The following is a 19,229-nucleotide window of genomic DNA, read 5'->3' as shown; positions in this document are numbered from 1 at the left end:
CTCTGCGCTCGTTTCACAATTGCGGCTAGGTCATGTTGACAAAGTGGGGCAGCCAAATCTTCGCTGCGGCGATCGCCAGGAATGCCGCGAATGATGTTTTGGTCTTGTCGTAGCGCGTAGCGATGCGGCGGAACTGTTTGATCCGGTTGAACATCCGCTCGATGCGATTGCGATCCTTATAGGCATGATAATCGCAATTCGGTGGGTTTTTTCTGCTTGCTCGTGGCGGAATAACCGGGCGTGTTCCGTGGAAGAGAAGTTCCTGGCGGATGCTGTCGGCATCATATCCCTTGTCGGCGAGTAGACGACGAGGCCTGTTTACCGGCATTGCGAGAAGATCTGGAACGGCCAGATAGTCAGAGGCTTCGCCACCCGTCAGGACAAAGCCAAGAGGGCGGCCCTGACCGTCTGCTCGGGCGTGGATTTTTGTCGTAAAGCCGCCGCGTGATCGACCAAAAGCCTCCTTATGAGTCCCCCTTTAGCGCCCGCTGCCTGTGAATGGCCTCGAACTGTGGTGCTGTCCAGCATGTGCTGCCAATCATCTGTAAGGCCAAGCTCGACAAGCGTTTCCAAAAGTGCATCCCATACCCCTTGCTCGGCCCAGCGACGGAACCGGACGTAGACTGAATTCCACTTTCCGTATCGCTCATGCATGTCACGCCACGGGCAGCCGACCCGAAGGACATGCAACATGCCGTTCATGAACTGACGATTATCGTGCGAGGGTCGCGATTTACGGCCACGCTCTGCAGGAAGAAGTGGTTCCACAATCCGCCATTCTGCGTCGGTTAGGTCTCCACGCGCCATTGCTGCCTCCTAAAAAGCAGCCTTGAATCAGACCCTACCTGATTTGAAAAGGCACTTTGTCAACAGGGCCTAGTACACGAACTGTACTGAACCCCGCCGCCGTATGGCCAGGCAAGGAGCATTTGGCGGACCGGTTGTTTTGCAATATTGTGCCTGATCCAGACCGGTGGAGGTCCTTATGGTAGAGCGTGACGGCTACGGGCAATTCTGCCCAGTATCAATGGCGTCGGAAATCCTCTGCTCGCGGTGGACGACCTTGGTCGTCCGCGAATTCCTTTGCGGATCGACGCGCTTTAATGAGTTGCGTCGCGGTCTACCAAAAATGTCTCCGGCACTCCTATCAAAACGACTGAAAGAACTGGAACAATCGGGCGTCATCACGGTGACAAGGAGCGCGAACGGCATTACCGATTACCAACTCACGGCAGCGGGCGAAGAATTAAGACCTCTGATCATAGGTCTCGGAAATTGGGCTCAACGGTGGATGGAATCGCGACTTTCCTTGAAGAATCTCGACCCTTCTCTGCTCATGTGGGACATGCGGCGGAGCCTCGATACAAGAAGACTTCCGACCCACCGTTGTACGATACAGTTTCTGTACCCGGAACTTTCGGCCGCGCAAAAAAGCTGGTGGCTTGTGGTCGAAAACGGAAAAGTCGATCTCTGCAACTTCGATCCGGGCTATGATGTAGACCTTCTCGTTGAAGGGTCGCTCCGTTCGATGACCGCAATTTGGATGGGCATCACGACCATACGTCAGGAAACCGATGCAGAAACGCTGAAACTTGACGGGGACAGGGTCCTCGCGCGCGACATGCAGGAATGGCTCGGTCTTAGTGTGTTTGCCAAAACCCCCCGGATGAGGGCTTGAACCATCGAGAGTGGTTCTGACGGATAAAGCCCAGCAACGAAGACCCGTCACCCCAGCCGGAAAATTGGCACGCACTCCTGCAGAAGCCGGTCCGCGTCTTGACAGCCGTGACCCCAAAACGGCCGGGCAGCAAATTCCCTGACCCCCGGTCATTTAGGCCGGTTTGAATCTGAGCCGCCGCGGGCAGCAGCTTTCGGCGTAGACGATCTGGCTCTTGGATGACCGAATTGCGGGCGCAAAGCAGCCGCATCCTTCAACAACGAACAGATGTCCGCCTCCGGTAGCGTTTGCTACCTGATCCCACTCTTCGTGGCAGTGCACCACCCTTGACGGATGGCCGTGATCGCTTAGTCTGCCGTCATCATCCTCCGGAGCATTTCCATGACGCAGTCTTTGCTCTTTGGCGCTTTTCTGGCGGCGCTCTTTTACGTGCTCATTCCAGGCCCCGCCTTCTTGCAGCTGCTCGGTATCGGCGCCGGGCAGGGCCGCAAGGCCGGCGCCTTCTTCATGATGGGGCATCTGGTCGGGGATCTTATCTGGTCGTCGCTTGCCCTGATCGCGATCGTCGGGGCAAAGACGATCGGAACCTTGGTCTTCGACCTGCTCGGCCTTGCCTGCGGTTTCTACCTCGCCTGGATCGGCTGGAGCGCCGTCAATGCCAAGCCGAAAGCGGAAGGGCAGGCGCTTGTTGTGGTCGAGCGGCCGTTTCGTCGCGGTCTGATCTTTGGCGTCACCAATCCGAAGGGTTATCCGGTGGCGCTTGCCACCTTCACCGCACTGGTTGCTGGCTCGGCCGGCGCGCTCGATTTCGAGGCGTTGCCGGTGCTGCTCGTCGTGTCGTTCGTCGGTTTCGTGACTGCCGACATCATCCTGATCGGCATCATCGGCGCCGGTACGGTGCGGCGCTTCTATCGTGCTCATGAGCGGTTGATCGTGCGCTGTTCCGGCGTGCTTTTCATGGGATTTGCTGCCCAGGCGCTCTGGCACGCAACGCCCGGCCTGCTCGGTTGGCGCAAGGCCTGACCTAGATTTTCGGCATCATTCTCCGATCAGCCATCCAGAAAATTGACGATCGATTTCAGCGTCTGGACCTCATTGGGATCGCCGATGGACATGGCGATCTGCAGCTGGTTCTGGTAGTAATCGAGGAAATTGAAGCTGGTGCCGTCGGTGACGCTGGAGAGATCGATGATGTTGCCGAGCGGATCGATCGCATGCATCGGCAGCGGTTCGGAGATCGCGGCGTAGGTGTTTTGATCGATCAGGCCACTGTCGAAACCCTGGCGTGCGTAATTGCGCAGTTCTCCAGGGCTGACCGCGGTGAAATCCGGGCCTTCGCCAACATCGTCTTCGATCTGGAACGAGGCCGGGGCGGGAGCTCTGGTCTCGATTTGAATATCAGAGGTCTTCGAACTTTTTGCGTTATTGGGATTGTTTTTAAAGAGCAAACTCTGAGAAGACCGCACAGAAAAAATTTCCATGGCGCATGTCCCCTTACAAGAAGAACATCGGAAAACTAGCGCTTGCGCGTGATTCGCGTCAATCGTTAACGATTGGTTAATTTTCACGTATCAATTGTTGTCCACCGGATTTGCCGGGCGCACGCCAAATTTGGCAGGCGGGGCAAAAGGTCCTTCCCGGCAACATACCAATTCTATGACGGCTCTCCTATATTGACGATCCATCTGCATGCCAAAAGGAATTCTCCGATGCCTTCTCCACATGATTTCAATCCGGCGCTGGTGACCTGGGACGGTCTTCACGGTCTGCCGCGTTTCGATGCTGTTGATGACGGTGATTTTGCCGCCGCCTTCGAAGCCGCGCTTGCCGCGCATGAAAAGGAGATCGACGAGATCGCCGGAAACGGCGATGCGCCGACATTCGACAATACGGTCGTGGCGCTGGAGATTGCCGGCGACGCGCTGTCGCGCGTTTCGTCGCTGTTCTGGAACAAGGCGGGCGCCCATACTAATGATGTGATCCAGGCGCTGGAGCGGGAGATCTCGCCGAAGATGTCGCGCCACTATTCGAAGATCGGGATGAATGCAGCGCTTTTTGCCCGCATCGACGCGCTCTGGGAGAGCCGCGAGACGCTTAACCTGACGCTCGAACAGACACGCGTGCTGGAGCGCCACTGGAAAGGCTTCGTCAAATCGGGCGCCAAGCTCGAAAAGGCTGAGCAGGAAAAACTCGCCGCGATCAATGAAAAGCTTGCCGGCCTCGGGACGCAATTCGGCCAGAACGTGCTGGCCGACGAGAAGGCCTGGGCTCTGGTGCTTTCTGATGGACCCGAGCTGGAGGGCCTGCCGGAATTCCTTCGCGACGCGATGGCGGCAGCAGCGCGCGAACGCGGCGAAGAGGGCAAATATGCGGTGACGCTGTCACGCTCGATCATCGAGCCCTTCCTCACCTTTTCGGAGCGCCGCGATCTGCGCGAGCAGGCTTTCAAGGCGTGGGTGGCGCGCGGCGAAAATGCCGGAGAGACGGACAATCGCGCCGTCATCAAGGAAACGCTGGCGCTGCGCCATCAGGTGGCGACGCTGCTCGGCTATGGCAATTTCGCCGAGCTGAAACTCGACAACACGATGGCGAAGACGGCGGATGCGGTGAACGGCCTGCTCAAGGCTGTCTGGGCACGGGCGGTGAAACGCGCCGGCGAGGAGGAGATCGATATCGCGGCACTGATTGCCGAGGAAGGCCGGAACCACGAGGTGATGCCCTGGGACTGGCGCCACTATGCCGAAAAGATCCGCGCACGGAAGTTCGATTTCTCCGAGGCTGAGCTCAAGCCTTATCTGCAGCTCGAGAAGATCATCGAAGCCTGCTTCGACGTGGCCGGCCGGCTGTTCGGCATCCGGGCCGTCGAGAAGAAGGGCGTGGCCGCCTATCACCCTGACGTCAGGGTGTTCGAAATCAGGGACCGCGAAGACAAGCTCGTCGCCCTCTTCCTCGGCGATTATTTCGCCCGCAGTTCGAAACGATCAGGCGCCTGGATGAGCTCGCTGCAATCGCAGCACAGGCTGCAGCTGAAGAACGGCCGCCACGGCGAATTGCCGATCATCTATAATGTCTGCAACTTCGCCAAGCCGGCGGAAGGCAAGCCGGCGCTGCTGTCGCTCGACGATGCCCGCACGCTGTTCCACGAATTCGGCCATGCGCTGCACGGCATGCTTTCGAACGTCACCTATCCCTCGGTTGCGGGCACCGGCGTCTCGCGCGATTTCGTCGAGCTGCCCTCGCAGCTCTATGAGCACTGGCTGACGGTGCCCGATATTCTGAAGCGCTATGCCGTGCATGTCGAAACCGGCGATCCGATGCCGCAGGCCCTGCTCGACAAGGTGCTTGCCGCCCGCACCTTCAATGCCGGCTTCAATACCGTCGAGTTCACCTCATCGGCGCTGGTCGACATGGCGTTTCACACGAGAACGGCCGTCGAGGACCCGATGGCGGTGCAGGGCGAGGTGCTGGCCGAGATCGGCATGCCGAAGTCGATCGTCATGCGCCATGCGACGCCGCACTTCCAGCACATCTTCTCCGGCGGCTATTCGGCCGGCTATTACTCCTACATGTGGTCGGAGGTGCTCGACGCCGACGCCTTTGCCGCCTTCGAGGAGACGGGAGATGCCTTCAACGGCGAGATGGCGCGCAAGCTCAAGGACAATATCTATTCCGTCGGCGGTTCGGTCGATCCGGAAGACGCCTACAAGGCCTTCCGCGGCAAGCTGCCGAGCCCGGATGCGATGCTCATCAAAAAAGGACTTTCGACCTTCGAGGAATTGACAGGCAGCGACGCCTAAGACAATTTGATGACACGCTATGATGCGGCGGGGCGACAGCCTTGCCGCAGCTTTTGCGCGTTCCCCCCTTTCGCAAACACAAAAAAAACTGTATGGACGCCCCAAACTAATAGGCGCGTCCTCTAGAGCGTGCGCCCCAGCCTCAGAGATTTCACATATGTCACTTCGCAATATCGCGATCATCGCGCACGTTGACCATGGCAAAACGACCCTGGTGGATGAGCTTCTCAAGCAGTCCGGCTCGTTCCGCGAAAATCAGCGTGTCGCTGAACGCGTGATGGACTCGAACGATCTCGAAAAAGAACGCGGCATCACCATTCTCGCCAAGGCGACCTCGGTGGAATGGAAGGGTGTCCGCATCAACATCGTCGACACCCCCGGCCACGCCGACTTTGGCGGTGAAGTCGAGCGCATTCTCTCGATGGTGGATGGCGCGATCGTTCTCGTCGACTCCTCTGAAGGCCCGATGCCGCAGACCAAGTTCGTTGTCTCCAAGGCGTTGAAGGTCGGTCTTCGTCCGATCGTCGCGATCAACAAGATCGACCGTCCGGATGGACGCCACGAAGAAGTCATTAACGAAGTCTTCGACCTCTTTGCAAACCTCGACGCGACCGACGAGCAGCTCGACTTCCCGATCCTCTACGGTTCCGGCCGCGACGGCTGGATGAACGTCAATCCGGAAGGTCCGAAGGATCAGGGTCTTACCCCGCTTCTCGACCTGGTGCTCAAGCATGTTCCGGAGCCGACCGTCCACGAAGGTCCGTTCACGATGATCGGCACGATCCTCGAAGCCAACCCCTTCCTCGGCCGCATCATCACCGGTCGTATCAATTCCGGTTCCATCAAGCCGAACCAGGCCGTGAAGGTTCTCCACGCCGACGGCAAGACGATCGAAACCGGCCGTATTTCCAAGATCCTCGCCTTCCGCGGCATCGAGCGCACGGCAATCGACGAAGCGCATCAGGGCGACATTATCGCGATCGCCGGCCTTTCCAAGGGCACGGTCGCCGACACCTTCTGCGATCCCTCGATCACCGAGCCGCTCCAGGCACAGCCGATCGATCCGCCGACCGTCACCATGTCCTTCATCGTCAACGATAGCCCGCTGGCCGGCACTGAAGGCGACAAGGTGACCTCACGCGTCATCCGCGACCGTCTCTTCAAGGAAGCGGAAGGCAACGTCGCCCTGAAGATCGAAGAAGCCGAAGGCAAGGATTCGTTCTACGTGTCCGGCCGAGGCGAACTTCAGCTCGCCGTTCTCATCGAAACCATGCGTCGCGAAGGCTTCGAGCTTGCCGTGTCGCGTCCGCGCGTCGTGATGCACAAGGATGAAAACGGCCAGCTTCTGGAGCCGGTCGAAGAAGTCGTCATCGACGTCGACGAAGAACATTCCGGTGTCGTCGTGCAGAAGATGTCCGAGCGCAAGGCCGAAATGGTCGAGCTGCGTCCGTCGGGCGGCAACCGTCTCCGCCTGCGTTTCTACGCACCGACCCGTGGCCTGATCGGCTACCAGTCGGAGCTGCTGACGGATACGCGCGGCACGGCCATCATGAACCGCCTGTTCCACGACTATCAGCCCTACAAGGGTGTGATCGGCGGCCGCGTCAACGGCGTGCTGCTCGCCAACGCTCCCGGCGAAGCCGTCGCCTATGCGATGTTCAATTTGGAAGATCGTGGCCCGATGATCATCGAGCCGGGCGAAAAGGTCTATGCCGGCATGATCATCGGCATCCATTCGCGCGACAACGACCTTGAAGTCAACGTCCTGAAGGGCAAGCAGCTCACCAACATCCGCGCCGCCGGCAAGGATGAAGCGGTGAAGCTGACGCCGCCGATCCGCATGACGCTTGATCGCGCGCTCTCCTGGATTCAGGATGACGAGCTGATGGAAGTGACGCCGAAGAATATTCGTCTGCGCAAGATGTATCTCGACGCAAACGATCGCAAGCGTTTCGAAAAGACGAAGGCGGCTCTCTGAGCGCCTAGAGCGCGTCGCAATCTTTCAGAAAACCTTAGAAACCCCGGCCTTCGCGCCGGGGTTTTTTATTGTGCGCCGCGTCGATTCCATCTTGTGACAATCGTTAAAAAAGCGTTAACTTTTGATCGTCGTCCACATATCAAGTCTGTGGGCAATCGATCACGATGCCCCTGTGCATATGGTTAATTGCCCTCGGCGGGACCAGAGTAAACGTTATGAAGACGTTGTCGATCGATGTCCGGCGGGCCGAGCCGCAAGATGCCCGAGCCATATCGGAAACACACAGGCTTGCCTGGCAACACACCTACGCGGGCATCATTCCGCATCGCGCGCTGACGCAGATGATCGAGCGGCGCGGCGAAAGCTGGTGGCGCAAGGCGACGCGGGGACCCGCAACGCTGCTGGTTCTCGATGTTGCCGGAACAGTTGCCGGCTACGCGACGCTCGGCCTCAATCGCGCCCGCGCTCTGCCGCAGGAAGGCGAGATTTACGAGCTTTATCTTCGGCCTGAATATCAAGGCATCGGCCTTGGCAGGATGCTGTTCGGCGAAGCGCGCCGGCTCTTGAAGTCGCTCGGCTGCAACGGGCTGGTCGTCTGGTGCCTCGAGGATAACGAGACCGCCAGCCACTTCTACCGCAATCATGGCGGCGTCGATTTCTGCGAAGGCATGGAAAGTTTCGACCACAGGCAGTTGAAGAAGATCGGCTTCATCTGGAGTTGAACGGCCGTTCAAGGTGCCACAGTGCGCTCGGCGTCTGAAAAGACGCCGCGGCGCTGGAGTCGATGTTCGCCTATCTCCTATTGGAAACTTTTGATGTGAATGTGGCCCGGTGCAGTCAAGCATTGGCGCTGTGCGATGTTGCGTTGCCGCATGAAACTGATTATCTGGCTGCGAGCAAATTCAACGTCGCGGGAGTTTTCTATGCGCATCGACGCCATTTCAATCGGTAACAATCCACCTGAGGACGTCAACGTTATCGTTGAGGTTCCGGTCGGCGGTCATCCCATCAAGTATGAGATGGACAAGGAAGCCGGTACCCTGGTGGTCGATCGCTTCCTCTATACGCCGATGACCTATCCGGGCAATTATGGTTTCGTGCCGCACACGCTGTCGGAAGATGGTGACCCGATCGACGTCCTGATCGCCAGCACCCGCCCGCTGGTTCCCGGCTGCGTCATCAATGTGCGCCCGATCGGCGTCCTGAAGATGGAAGACAATTCCGGCAAGGACGAGAAGATCATCGCCGTGCCGTCGCCGAAGCTGACGCTGCGCTATGAGAAGGTGAAGGACTACACCGATCTTCCCGAGATCACGCTGAAGCAGATCGAGCACTTCTTCGAGCACTACAAGGATCTGGAACCCGGCAAGTGGGTGAAGATCTTCGGCTGGGGCGACTCCAAGGAAGCCGGCGAACTCATCCTCGAAGCCGTCGAGCGCGCCAAGAAGAAAGGCTGATCGCTCAGCCTAAAAATATCTCGAGCTTTTTTACCAAATCCTCCGGATCGCCGTCGATCCGGAGGATTTTTTTGCGCGCGGTCTCACCCGAGACGAGGCTGACGCTGGATTTGGGAATGCGCAGGGATTTTGCGATCAAAAGGATGAGTGCCTTGTTGGCCTTGCCTTTCTCGGGCACGGCAGTGACGCGTGCCTTCAGGAAAGCTTCACCCTCGCCGTCGGCCTCAACGCCGTCGAGAGCATCACGCCCGCCATTCGGCGTCAGCCGGACGGCGAGGCGTAGATGGTCATCGAAAAGGCTCCAGGGACGGCTCAAGCGACCAGCGGGTACAGCGTGGTCCAAAGCAGGGTGCGCAGGAAGAAGATGATCAGCAGCAGGATGATCGGCGAAATATCGATGCCGCCAAGATTCGGCAGCCGGCTGCGGATCGGCTTCAGCACCGGCTCGGTGACATTATAGAGGAATGTGCCGACCGAATTGACGAACTGATTGCTGGAATTGATAACATTGAAGGCATAGAGCCAGGAAAAAATGGCACTGGCAATCAGGATCCAGGTGTAAATATTCAAAGCCAAATCAATGGTTTGAAACAGCGCAAACATCATCGTCTCCAATTCGTTGTTGACAGACATGTAGACATTGGCGACTAAACGGGCAAGTGCCGTGTGGAAACACACGGTGAATCATGTTTAACGGGCGGCTTTGCAGCTATTCCGGCGCCCGTCTCCTCGGAAAACATCCATGTCGTTTTCGCCCACCGGAGACCGTTTTGCCGCGTTCCGGCATTCCTCCTACACGCGGTTCTTCTTCGCGCGCTTCCTGCTTTCCTTCTCGCAGCAGATCGTCAGCGTCGCCGTCGGCTGGCAGATGTACGACCAGACGGGCAGCGCGATCTACCTCGGATTGATCGGTCTCGTGCAGTTCCTGCCGTCGCTGCTGCTCATCCTCGTCACCGGTTCGGTGGCCGACCGGTACAATCGCCGGGCGATCGCCGCACTCTGCTCGCTGGTGAGCGCGCTCTGCACGCTGGCACTGCTTGTGATGACTTTGATGGGAAGCTTTACGCCGCTGCCTGTCTTCGCGGTGCTTTTGATCTTCGGCATCGAGCGCGCCTTCATGTCGCCGGCAGTGCAGTCGCTGGCGCCCAATCTCGTGCCGGAGGAGGCACTCTCCAATGCCATCGCCTGGAATTCGTCGTCCTGGCAGCTCGCGGCAATCACCGGGCCGGTGCTCGGTGGCCTGCTCTACGGTGTCAGTGCGCCGACTGCCTATACGGTGGCGGTGATCTTTTCCGTCCTCGGTGCCGCCCTTCTCTACATGATCCCGAAACCGGTGCAGAAGACGACCGGCGAGACCAAGAGCTGGGCGATGATCCTCGGCGGCTTCAGTTTCATCCGTGCCGAAAAGGTGGTGCTCGGGGCGATCTCGCTCGATCTCTTCGCCGTGCTGCTCGGCGGGGCCACGGCGCTGATGCCGATCTTCGCACGTGACATTCTCACCCTCGGTCCCTGGGGCCTCGGACTGCTACGCGCCGCACCCGGACTTGGTGCCATCGTTATGGCGATCTTCCTGGCCGCCTATCCGCTCAGACATCGCGCCGGCATCTACATGTTCATCGGCGTCGCCCTGTTCGGCGTCGGAACGATCATCTTCGGCGTCTCGACCAACACCGAGGTCTCGATCGCGGCGCTGGCGCTGATGGGTGCGGCCGACATGGTGTCGGTCTATGTACGCGAGAGCCTGATTGCGCTCTGGACGCCGGATCATCTGCGCGGCCGTGTCAATGCGGTCAACATGGTCTTCGTCGGCGCTTCGAACGAACTCGGGGAATTCAGGGCGGGCACGATGGCGGCGCTGTTCGGCGCGGTGCCGGCGGTTGTCATCGGCGGTGTCGGGACGCTTGTCGTGGCGGCGATCTGGGCGTCGAGTTTCCCCAAACTGCGTGGGATCGATACGCTCGACGCGCCTACCCCAGCGCAATCGATTTAGGGATTAAGCGCGAAGAGCGATGGAAGACGTCGCCTTCGCCGTCTTTCCCTCGAAGACGATGTCGAGAAATTCGGTCAGCCAGGCTTTCAGCGGCGCGTCGAACAGCATGCGGCCTTCGAGATGTTCGCGGCCCTGCTGGGCGTTCGGCAGGATGAAGCGATGGGCGCCATGCACGACCCAGCGATGCATCATCACCCGGGTCAGTTCGGCATGGAACTGCAGGCCCCAGGCGTTGCCGTCGTAGCGGAAGGCCTGGTTCGGATAGGCATCGCCTTCGGCCAGCAGGTCGGCGCCACGCGGCAGCTCGAAGCCTTCGCGGTGGAAATGATAGACCATCTTCGGCCAGTGCATCAGCAGGCGGCCCTTCTCGGTCGGGTGCAGCGGATACCAGCCGATCTCCGTCGAGCCGTCGGCATTCGACTGCACCTTGCCGCCGAGATGACGCACCAGCATCTGCGCGCCGAGGCAGATACCGAGATAGGGGCGTTTTTCCCGGAGCGGAATATCAATCCAGTCGATCTCCTTCTTGACGAAGTCATCGGGATCATTGGCGCTCATCGGCCCGCCGAAGACGACGGCGCCGGCATAGTCTTCAAGTGTTGTCGGAAGCGGCTGGCCGAGAACCGGGCGACGGATATCGAGGCGGTAGCCCTTTTCGACGAGCAATTGGCCGACACGGCCGGGGCTCGACCGCTCCTGATGCAGGACGATGAGGATCGGGCGCTCGTCGCGGTTCGGGTTTTGCTCAGTCGGCATCATCTTGCGCAACCTGGACATCTGTCACCCTGGCGGCGGCCTCCTGCCGCTTCTGGATGCGCTCGCGCGAGGAGACGCCGAGCAGATCGGCGATACGCCAGATCACATGGTCTTCCATCTCGCTGCGCTCGCCATCGGCATAGACGATGTCCCAGAGGATGCCGATTAGTTCCAGCCGTTGCTCGGTATTGAGATGACGTTTCAGATCGGCGGTGAAGCGATAATAGTCGACGGCGGAGCTTTCGGCCTCGAGACCGGCGGCCATCAGAGCATCGAGCTGCTTGCCGTCGAGCGCATACTGCTCCTTCAGGAGTTTGCGCAGCCGCTTCTTCTCGCTGGCTTTGATCTGACCGTCGGCCTCCATGACCTGCATGCAGAGCGCTGCCACTGTGATGCGTGGATCATCAGGGGCAAAGCCTTTCTTCGGGTTGTCGGCGGTGAGCTTCTGGAAGAATGCCTGAAAGCGTTCGAACATGCGGTTTTCGTTCCATTTCAAAAAAGGCGGAGCCGTGTCTTGGGTTCCGGTTCCACCCTGGGATCGCGAACGCCGGGATCATCCGGCAGTCCGCCAAAGAAAGGTTTTGCCTCGCTCGGCGCCGGCGCTTTATCGCTCACGGCCGGTTCGGCGGGTTTCGGTTTTGCCGGTGCCGGTGCCGGTGCTGGTGCCGGCGCGGGGCGCACGGCCTCGGCAATCGTCGCAGCGCGTTCCAACTCGATGATGCGATGGTCGTTGACGGGGCTTTCCGGTCTGACGTCACGCAGCGGCGGCAATGTCTTCAAAGCCGTTTCGATAGAGGCCGGGGCCGAACCGTCTTCGAGCGTACCCTCGATCTGGCCGAAGGGCGCCTTCCATTCGAAGGCGTCGAGGCGGCCGGTCACCGGCGATACCGGCAGCCACTTGTCCGATACGAAGCCGTCTGCCACCCAGGCCGGATCGCGCGGCGCCTTGAGCGCCTGGGCCAGCCAATGGCGCACGCGGCCCTGGTCTCCGGTCTCGGCTTCCTCGATGTCGGCCAAAAGCAGGTAGGCTGCTTCACGCGGCTGCATGCGCGCCGCTGCCTCCGCTTTGGCGCGAGCCTTGGCGAATTGCTGCGCGTCGAGGGCTGCCTGGGCGACGACGAGAAGGGATTCGACGTTGTTCGGGCGCTGCCCTTCCAGCCGTTCGGCACGCTTCAGCCGGTCGAGCGTCGAATCGCCGCTGCGGGCCCTGACATAGGCTTGGCCGATCTCAGGATGAGGGGCCGATTTCCATGCCTGTTCAAGGATCGAGGCGGCCTTGCGCACGCCGCCTTCGCGAAACAGCGCCTTTGCGGCGATGAGGGCTGCCGGAATGAAATCGGCGGCTAGCTTCAACGCCTGCAGAGCGTCGTCGCGGGCACCCGTCGGGTTGCTTTCCAGCTTCTCGCCGGCGCGCGCCGTCAAGAGGACGGCGTGCAAACGGTTGGCTTCGGCCTTTTCGACGACGCGGGCGGCCTTTTGCTGTTCGAGCAGGCGGATCGCATCATCCCAGCGGCCAGCCTGGCTGCGATATTCGAGCGTCGCCTGTGCGGCCCAGGGAAGATAAGGCGCGTTGTCGGCAGCCTTTTCGGCATATTGGCGGGCGGCCTCGTTGGCCCCGAGACGGCGGGCTTCCAGATAGAGGCCGCGCAGACCGAGCTCGCGCGTCTCGGGATCGTTGGCCATGGCCTCGAACTTGGCGCGCGCCTCATCATGGCGACCTTCGATCAGGGCGGCCTGGGCCTCGAGCAGGTTGATCAGCGGTTCCTGATCGGCGCGGATCAGGCCGCGCGAGCGGGCGGCCATCTTGCGGGCAAGCAGCGCATTGCCGGCGCCGGCGGCGATCAGGCCGGTCGACAGCGCCTGATACCCGCGGTCCCGCTTGCGGGCGCGGAAATAACGCGTCACCGAATGCGGCGAGGTCCACACCAGGCGGACGAACCACCAGGCGATCATCACGGCGGCGACCAGCGCGATGATCGCGCTGGCGGCGACGATCAGCTTCGTCTGGTAGATCTGGCCCTCCCAGATCAGCGAGAGGTCACCGGGACGATCGGCAAGCCAGGAGAAGCCATAGGCAAGAAGCAGCACGAAGAGGGCGAAGACGACAAGGCGGATCAGCATGGTCTCATCCTTCCTTGCCGGTGCCAGAAACCGCTTTCGACAGCGCGCCGCCGACCAGTTCCTCGACGCGGATGCGCGCTTCGAGCGATTGCTTGAAGGCGGCGGACGCCTGTTTGCCGAGGGCGGGCAGGCTGTTCCATTCGGCGGAAGCGCCGGGCAGGTCGCCGTTCTTCACCTTCTCCTCCATGCGGGCGGCGATAGCTTCGACGCTTTCACCCTCGATATTGCCGACGGGACGAACGGTCACCAGCGACTTGGCGCTCGACATCAGCCGGTCCGACCAGCTCTGGTTCGGATCCGGCTGGTTGACGGCTTCGACGATCGCGGTGGCGACATCGGGAACCTCGCCCACCAGCTCGGTGCGTGAGGGAACGCCGGTCTGGGCAAAGGCTCTGAGGTCGGCGACGGCTGGATCGTCGGGGGCAACGCCGGCGAAGGTGTCGAGCTCGGCCAGGAACGGGCCACCGCGATCGATCGCCGCCTTCAGGGCGGCAGCGGCGATCGCCCGGGCAACGGCGACGTCCTCGCGCGGCTCGTTCAGCTTCTTTTCGGCCTCTTCGAGGCGCTTGGCGATATCGGCGCGGTTCGTCGTCTGCTGCTCGGAAGACTGGGCAAGCGTCGAGCGCAGCTGGTCGACCTGACCGGTCAGTTCTGCAATCTTCTGGTTGAGTGCCTCGACATTGACAGACTCGGCTGGTGCGGCGACCGCGGGGGCCTTCGCAGTCGTTTCCAGCGCAGCGACGCGTTTCGCAAGCTCGCCGTCGTCCGTACCCGCCGGATTGGCGGCAAGGTTGGCGACGGCCTGTTTCAGGCCGTCGATCTCGCCGGCAAGATCGGCCGTCTCGGGCGAGGTCGTCTGCGGCACGGAGGAGCCCGGGAGGTAACCGGCATACTGGATGGCGCCGGCGCCAAGCAGCGCCACAAGGCCGCCGAAGATGCCGGCGGCAATGAGACCGGAGGTGCCGGCGCTCTTCGGCGCGGGCTGTTCGGGAGGAGGGGTGAAGGAAGGTTCTGGAGCTGCCGGTTCCTCCTCCGGCGCATCCATTACAGGCTTCTCTTCATGTTCGGCATGCGACGCCGTCTCGGTTTCGGGCGGCAGGCCGACATCGCCGGTAGTGCTGTCGGCATCGCCGGTTTCATTGTCTACCGGTTTTTCGGTATCGGCTGCAGCGGCGAATTCCTGTGCATCGAGGTCGATCGTGACCGGTTCGTCGGCGCTCTTCGAATGGCGTGGCGGGTTTCCCGATACCATGAGGTCCTCTTTATCCTGCATTGCAACGAAACTAGACAGTGATGCCAGTTAAGGGAAGAGGTTAGATCAAATTTGGGCGAGCAGAGCCTTCAAAGCAGCGACAAAAGGCTTTCCTCATTCGTCATCGGTGAGATCATTACGTTTTTTTTCAAAGCCGCTGGAACGGCCTCCGCCACCGCCTGGCTCAAGCAAAGGAGGCGAATTGCGTTGCGCTTCGGCGGGGCCGCCCGCGGCTCCGGCAGACGAAAGAAATCCTCAGCCGTCTGGCGGGAATAGAAGAGAATGGCGTCCGGGTAACCGTTATCGAAGATCGCGTCAATCTCGGCGGGGTCGGGGACGGCCGGCTGCATGCGGTAGCATTCGGCGACGGAAAAATGGATGCCGAGTTCGCGCAATCGCCTTTCAAAGGTCTCGGCGCGCGGGGTACCGGCTAGGTAGAGCAGCGTGCCCAGTTTCTCCGTCGCGACGAGATCGGCGAGATCGCCGCCGTTGCCCTGGGATGAGGCGACCGATCGGAAGCCGAGGCTGCTCGCCTCTTCCGCCGTCGTTTCGCCGACCGCAAAAAGCGGACGGGCAAGATGCGGGTGAAGTTTCTCGCCGAGTGCGGAGAGGACCCTGATGGCTTCGGCGCTGGTCACCGCAATTGCGCCGCTGGTAGCTGCAAGCGCGTCCGCCGCGGCATTGCTATCGTGCAGCGGCTGACGCAGCGGCAGCAGCAGCGGCTCGTGGCCCATATCGCGCAGACGTTGTGCGGTTCTCGTCGCCGAATGCGCGGGGCGGGTGACGAGCACGCGCATGGCCGCTTCAGTGCCAGTCGTCGAAAAAGGCGCTGCCGGCCCTGGCGCGCACGTCCTGGCCGGCGCGAGTGCCGAGTGCTGCCGCATCGCGGCGGTGGCCGTCGGTCGTCACCGCATGCTGGCTGCGGCCGTCGGGGGTGATGATGAGGCCGGAGAACCGGATCAGGTCGCCTTCGCAGACGGCATAACCGCCGATCGGCGTGCGGCAGGAGCCGTCGAGTGCGGCGAGGAAGGCGCGTTCGCAGGAGACGGTGTCGAAGGTCGGGCCATCGTTAACAGGTGCCAGCAGATCGTCGACCCTGGCATCGCCGATGCGGCTTTCGATGCAGATCGCTCCCTGCGCCGGCGCCGGCGGGAAGGTGTCGGGGTCGAGGATATCGGTCAGAACGTCGACCTTGCCGAGACGCTTCAGACCGGCAAGCGCCAGCAGGGTCGCATCAACCTCGCCCGCTTCGAGCTTGCGCAGGCGCGTTTCGACCAGGCCGCGGAAGGTGACGACATTGATATCCGGCCGCATCCGGCGGATCAGCGCCTGGCGGCGGAGCGACGAGGAACCGACGGTGGCGCCATGCGGCAGGTCGATCAGCTTTCGGGCGGTGCGGCCGATGACGGCGTCGCGGATATCCTCGCGCGGCAGATAGGCGGAGAGATAAAGCCCCTCGGGCAGCTTCGTCGCCATGTCCTTGGCGGAATGCACGGCGAAATCCAGCTCGCCGGCGGCAAGCTTCTGTTCGAGCTCTTCGGTGAACAGGCCCTTGCCGCCGATCTCGGCCAGCGACCGGTCGGTGATGCGGTCGCCCTTGGTGGTCAGCACGACGATCTCGAACATGTCCTCGGGCAGATGATGCGCCGCCATCAGCCTGTCGCGGGCCTCATGCGCCTGGGCAAGCGCCAGCGGGCTGCCCCGAGTGCCGATCCGGAAAGGTTTTGTTTGCATCCGCTCTATTCCGTTGTTACCGGAGTTCTCGTAAACGGGTTTCCATCCCATCGCAATCAACGAACAGGCTTCATGGTTCCCTTTCTGCGCATCCTTGGCATCGAAACGAGCTGCGACGAGACCGCCGCCGCGGTCGTCGAGCGCGATGCTGAGGGGCATTCCAACGTGCTGTCGGATGTCGTGCTTTCCCAGCTCGACGAGCATAGCGCCTATGGCGGCGTGGTGCCAGAGATCGCCGCACGCGCCCATGTTGAGGCACTCGACGAGCTGATCGAGGAAGCGCTGAAGCGCGCCAATGTGTCGCTCAACGACGTCGACGCCATCGCCGCCACGTCGGGCCCGGGGCTGATCGGCGGGCTACTGGTGGGATTGATGACCGGCAAGGCGATCGCCAGAGCCGCCGGCAAGCCGCTCTATGCGATCAACCATCTCGAAGGCCATGCGCTGACGGCGCGGCTGACGGACGGGCTTTCCTTTCCCTATCTGATGCTGCTCGTCTCCGGCGGCCATACCCAGCTCATCCTGGTGCGCGGCGTCGGACAGTACGAGCGCTGGGGCACCACGATCGACGATGCGCTCGGCGAAGCCTTCGATAAGACGGCAAAGTTGCTCGGCCTGCCCTATCCCGGCGGCCCGGCGGTAGAGCGGATGGCGCGGGACGGCAATCCCGATCGCTTCGATTTTCCGCGGCCACTGGTCGGCGAGGCGAGGCTCGATTTCTCCTTCTCTGGCCTGAAGACGGCGGTGCGGCAGGCGGCGCAGGATATCGCGCCGCTTAGTGATCAGGACGTGGCGGATATCTGCGCCTCGTTCCAGAAGGCGGTTTCGCGGACGCTGAAGGACCGTATCGGCCGCGGCCTGCAGCGGTTCAAGACGGAATTTCCGGCGACATTCCCAGCGACTGGCGAAAAGCCGGCGCTCGTCGTTGCCGGCGGTGTCGCCGCCAATCTCGAACTGCGCGGCACGCTGCAGGCGCTGTGCGACAAGAACGGCTTCCGCTTCGTCGCGCCGCCGCTCAGGCTCTGCACCGACAATGCCGTGATGATCGCCTGGGCGGGACTGGAGCGGATGGCGACCGGCGCTGCACCGGATCCGCTCGATGTGCAGCCGCGCTCGCGCTGGCCGCTCGATTCCAATGCGGAAACGCTGATCGGTTTCGGAAAACGAGGGGCCAAGGCATGAGTGAAAACATCGCCGTCGTCGGATCGGGGGCTTTCGGCACGGCGCTTGCCGCCGTCATCGCGCTTGCCGGCCGCAGCGCCGTGACACTTGTCGGGCGTAATCCGTCACTGATTGCCGATCTGAAGGCGGAACGGCTGCATGATACGGTGCTGCCCGGCATTCTCCTGCCCGATAGGCTGGAATTTTCCGCCGAGGCGGATGCGATCGCTGGTGCCTCCATCGTGCTGTTTGCAATGCCGTCGCAGGCGCAGGCCGATGCGGCGCGGCAATACGGTCCTTATCTATCCAAGGATGCTGTCGTCGTTACCTGTGCCAAGGGTATCGAACGAGCGACCGGCAATCTTCTGACCGACATGCTGGAACGGGAACTGCCGGACCATCCCGTCGCCGTGCTCTCCGGTCCGGGTTTTGCCGCCGATATCGCCAAGGGCCTGCCGACGGCGATGGCGATTGCCGCAGCCGACATGGAAATTGCGGAGCGGCTCGCTCAGGCCATATCGGGCCGAACCTTCCGGCTCTACGCCTCCAACGACCGGATCGGCGTGCAGCTCGGCGGCGCGCTGAAGAATGTGCTGGCGATCGCCTGCGGCATCGTCGAGGGCCGTGGCATCGGCGATTCCGCACGTGCGGCGCTGATTGCGCGCGGTCTTGCGGAAATGTCGCGTTTCGTCGTCGCCCAGGGCGGGCAGGCGGATACGGTGCGCGGGCTTTCCGGCCTCGGCGATCTGGTGCTGACGGCAACGAGCCATCAATCGCGAAATCTACGCTTCGGCATAGCGCTCGGGCGCGGCGAAAAGAGCGATCCCCTGCAGGGTGCGCTGGTGGAAGGCGCGTTTGCCGCCTCTGTCGCCTCGCGGCTTGCAGCAGAGTTGAAGGTCAGCATGCCGATCACAGACGCCATTTCCGCCATCATCGACGGCAAGCTCGACATATCAGAAGCGATAGAGCAGCTGATGACGCGTCCGATCACCACCGAATAGGAGATAGATATGCTTTTCGCCCTTCTCTGCAAGGACAAACCGGGACATCTGAACGTGCGCATGGATACGCGTCCGACGCACATCGAGCATCTGAACAAGCTGAATGCCGAGGGCACGCTGAAGATCGCCGGGCCGTTTCTCGATGACGACGGCAAGCCCTGCGGCAGCCTGATCATCGTCGAAGCGGAATCGAAAGAGGCGGCGCGTGCGCTTGCCGATGCCGATCCCTATGCCAAGGCCGGACTATTCGAAAGCGTCGACATCAAGGCCTACAACTGGGTCTTCAACAAACCGGAGGCGTGAG

The 19,229-nt window shown here is 61.4% G+C and carries 19 protein-coding genes and 1 pseudogene; 10 read left to right on the top strand and 10 right to left on the bottom strand.

The genetic code is table 11. The annotated features are described in order from the left end of the window. Positions 1-25: 25 nt before the first annotated feature. Positions 26-807: pseudogene (locus RlegSU303_RS34570) on the bottom strand (IS5 family transposase). A gap of 178 nt (positions 808-985) precedes the next feature. On the opposite strand from RlegSU303_RS34570, the gene RlegSU303_RS21480 reads away from it, so the two are divergent. Both RlegSU303_RS21480 and RlegSU303_RS21475 read left to right on the top strand, forming a co-directional pair. Further along, positions 986-1,678 (top strand): winged helix-turn-helix transcriptional regulator, encoded by a 693-nt coding sequence (locus RlegSU303_RS21480; protein ID WP_131719970.1) that lies wholly within the window; start codon positions 986-988, stop codon positions 1,676-1,678. Positions 1,679-2,059: 381 nt separating this feature from the next. Next, positions 2,060-2,701, top strand: coding sequence for a LysE family translocator (locus RlegSU303_RS21475; protein ID WP_003543626.1), 642 nt, complete (start codon positions 2,060-2,062; stop codon positions 2,699-2,701). 26 nt (positions 2,702-2,727) lie between these two features. On the opposite strand, the gene RlegSU303_RS21470 is transcribed toward RlegSU303_RS21475, so the two are convergent. Beyond that, positions 2,728-3,159, bottom strand: coding sequence for a hypothetical protein (locus tag RlegSU303_RS21470; RefSeq protein ID WP_131619986.1), 432 nt, complete (start codon positions 3,157-3,159; stop codon positions 2,728-2,730). A 228-nt stretch (positions 3,160-3,387) separates the two neighbouring features. Here RlegSU303_RS21470 and RlegSU303_RS21465 point away from each other — a divergent pair, with 228 nt between their 5' ends. The 4 genes from RlegSU303_RS21465 (at position 3,388) to ppa (ending at position 8,910) form a co-directional block, all read left to right on the top strand. Next, positions 3,388-5,475, top strand: a complete 2,088-nt coding sequence (locus tag RlegSU303_RS21465) for a M3 family metallopeptidase (protein WP_131719971.1) — start codon at positions 3,388-3,390, stop codon at positions 5,473-5,475. Positions 5,476-5,632: 157 nt separating this feature from the next. Next, positions 5,633-7,453, top strand: a complete 1,821-nt coding sequence (gene typA, locus RlegSU303_RS21460) for a translational GTPase TypA (protein WP_131719972.1) — start codon at positions 5,633-5,635, stop codon at positions 7,451-7,453. 215 nt (positions 7,454-7,668) lie between these two features. Next, complete coding sequence (locus tag RlegSU303_RS21455) at positions 7,669-8,175, top strand: GNAT family N-acetyltransferase (RefSeq protein ID WP_003543622.1); 507 nt, start codon at positions 7,669-7,671, stop codon at positions 8,173-8,175. Between the two features lie 201 nt (positions 8,176-8,376). Next, a complete protein-coding gene (gene ppa, locus RlegSU303_RS21450; protein WP_011653868.1) occupies positions 8,377-8,910 on the top strand; it encodes an inorganic diphosphatase in 534 nt (177 codons plus the stop codon). A gap of 4 nt (positions 8,911-8,914) precedes the next feature. On the opposite strand, the gene RlegSU303_RS21445 is transcribed toward ppa, so the two are convergent. After that, positions 8,915-9,226 (bottom strand): DUF167 domain-containing protein, encoded by a 312-nt coding sequence (locus RlegSU303_RS21445; protein WP_064649684.1) that lies wholly within the window; start codon positions 9,224-9,226, stop codon positions 8,915-8,917. Beyond that, entirely contained in the window at positions 9,223-9,513 is a 291-nt protein-coding gene (locus tag RlegSU303_RS21440) for a YggT family protein (protein ID WP_003543619.1), read from the bottom strand. The genes RlegSU303_RS21445 and RlegSU303_RS21440 overlap by 4 nt, the downstream gene beginning before the upstream one ends. 139 nt (positions 9,514-9,652) lie before the next feature. Here RlegSU303_RS21440 and RlegSU303_RS21435 point away from each other — a divergent pair, with 139 nt between their 5' ends. Next, complete coding sequence (locus tag RlegSU303_RS21435) at positions 9,653-10,900, top strand: MFS transporter (RefSeq protein ID WP_131719973.1); 1,248 nt, start codon at positions 9,653-9,655, stop codon at positions 10,898-10,900. Positions 10,901-10,903: 3 nt separating this feature from the next. Here RlegSU303_RS21435 and RlegSU303_RS21430 read toward each other — a convergent pair whose 3' ends face one another. The 6 genes from RlegSU303_RS21430 to hemC form a co-directional block, all read right to left on the bottom strand. Beyond that, positions 10,904-11,677: a glutamine amidotransferase gene (locus RlegSU303_RS21430; RefSeq protein WP_131719974.1), complete on the bottom strand. Its 774-nt coding sequence runs from the start codon at positions 11,675-11,677 to the stop codon at positions 10,904-10,906. Next, positions 11,646-12,131 carry a tellurite resistance TerB family protein gene (locus RlegSU303_RS21425; protein WP_017962409.1) on the bottom strand — a complete coding sequence of 162 codons (486 nt, stop codon included), beginning with the start codon at positions 12,129-12,131 and terminating at the stop codon, positions 11,646-11,648. The genes RlegSU303_RS21430 and RlegSU303_RS21425 overlap by 32 nt, the downstream gene beginning before the upstream one ends. Before the next feature lie 17 nt (positions 12,132-12,148). Then, on the bottom strand, positions 12,149-13,777 hold the full coding sequence (locus RlegSU303_RS21420) for a heme biosynthesis protein HemY (protein WP_131719975.1): 1,629 nt from the start codon (positions 13,775-13,777) through the stop codon (positions 12,149-12,151). A gap of 4 nt (positions 13,778-13,781) precedes the next feature. After that, complete coding sequence (locus RlegSU303_RS21415) at positions 13,782-15,050, bottom strand: COG4223 family protein (protein WP_205928081.1); 1,269 nt, start codon at positions 15,048-15,050, stop codon at positions 13,782-13,784. A gap of 68 nt (positions 15,051-15,118) precedes the next feature. Beyond that, positions 15,119-15,826: a uroporphyrinogen-III synthase gene (locus RlegSU303_RS21410; RefSeq protein ID WP_017962406.1), complete on the bottom strand. Its 708-nt coding sequence runs from the start codon at positions 15,824-15,826 to the stop codon at positions 15,119-15,121. Between the two features lie 7 nt (positions 15,827-15,833). Then, positions 15,834-16,763: a hydroxymethylbilane synthase gene (gene hemC, locus RlegSU303_RS21405; RefSeq protein ID WP_077977850.1), complete on the bottom strand. Its 930-nt coding sequence runs from the start codon at positions 16,761-16,763 to the stop codon at positions 15,834-15,836. 72 nt (positions 16,764-16,835) lie between these two features. Here hemC and tsaD point away from each other — a divergent pair, with 72 nt between their 5' ends. Genes tsaD through RlegSU303_RS21390 form a run of 3 tightly spaced genes read left to right on the top strand, consistent with a single transcriptional unit; the run spans position 16,836 to position 19,228 of the window. Next, positions 16,836-17,945 carry a tRNA (adenosine(37)-N6)-threonylcarbamoyltransferase complex transferase subunit TsaD gene (tsaD, locus tag RlegSU303_RS21400; protein ID WP_017962404.1) on the top strand — a complete coding sequence of 370 codons (1,110 nt, stop codon included), beginning with the start codon at positions 16,836-16,838 and terminating at the stop codon, positions 17,943-17,945. Continuing rightward, positions 17,942-18,925: an NAD(P)H-dependent glycerol-3-phosphate dehydrogenase gene (locus RlegSU303_RS21395; RefSeq protein ID WP_017962403.1), complete on the top strand. Its 984-nt coding sequence runs from the start codon at positions 17,942-17,944 to the stop codon at positions 18,923-18,925. Before tsaD ends, RlegSU303_RS21395 begins: the two co-directional genes overlap by 4 nt. A gap of 9 nt (positions 18,926-18,934) precedes the next feature. Continuing rightward, positions 18,935-19,228, top strand: a complete 294-nt coding sequence (locus RlegSU303_RS21390; protein WP_131719977.1) for a YciI-like protein — start codon at positions 18,935-18,937, stop codon at positions 19,226-19,228. Position 19,229: the final 1 nt, after the last annotated feature.

The sequence above is a fragment of the Rhizobium sp. SU303 genome, assembly GCF_021052345.1.
In the GTDB taxonomy this organism is placed as follows: domain Bacteria; phylum Pseudomonadota; class Alphaproteobacteria; order Rhizobiales; family Rhizobiaceae; genus Rhizobium; species Rhizobium laguerreae.
This window is presented reverse-complemented; position numbering and strand designations above follow the sequence as displayed.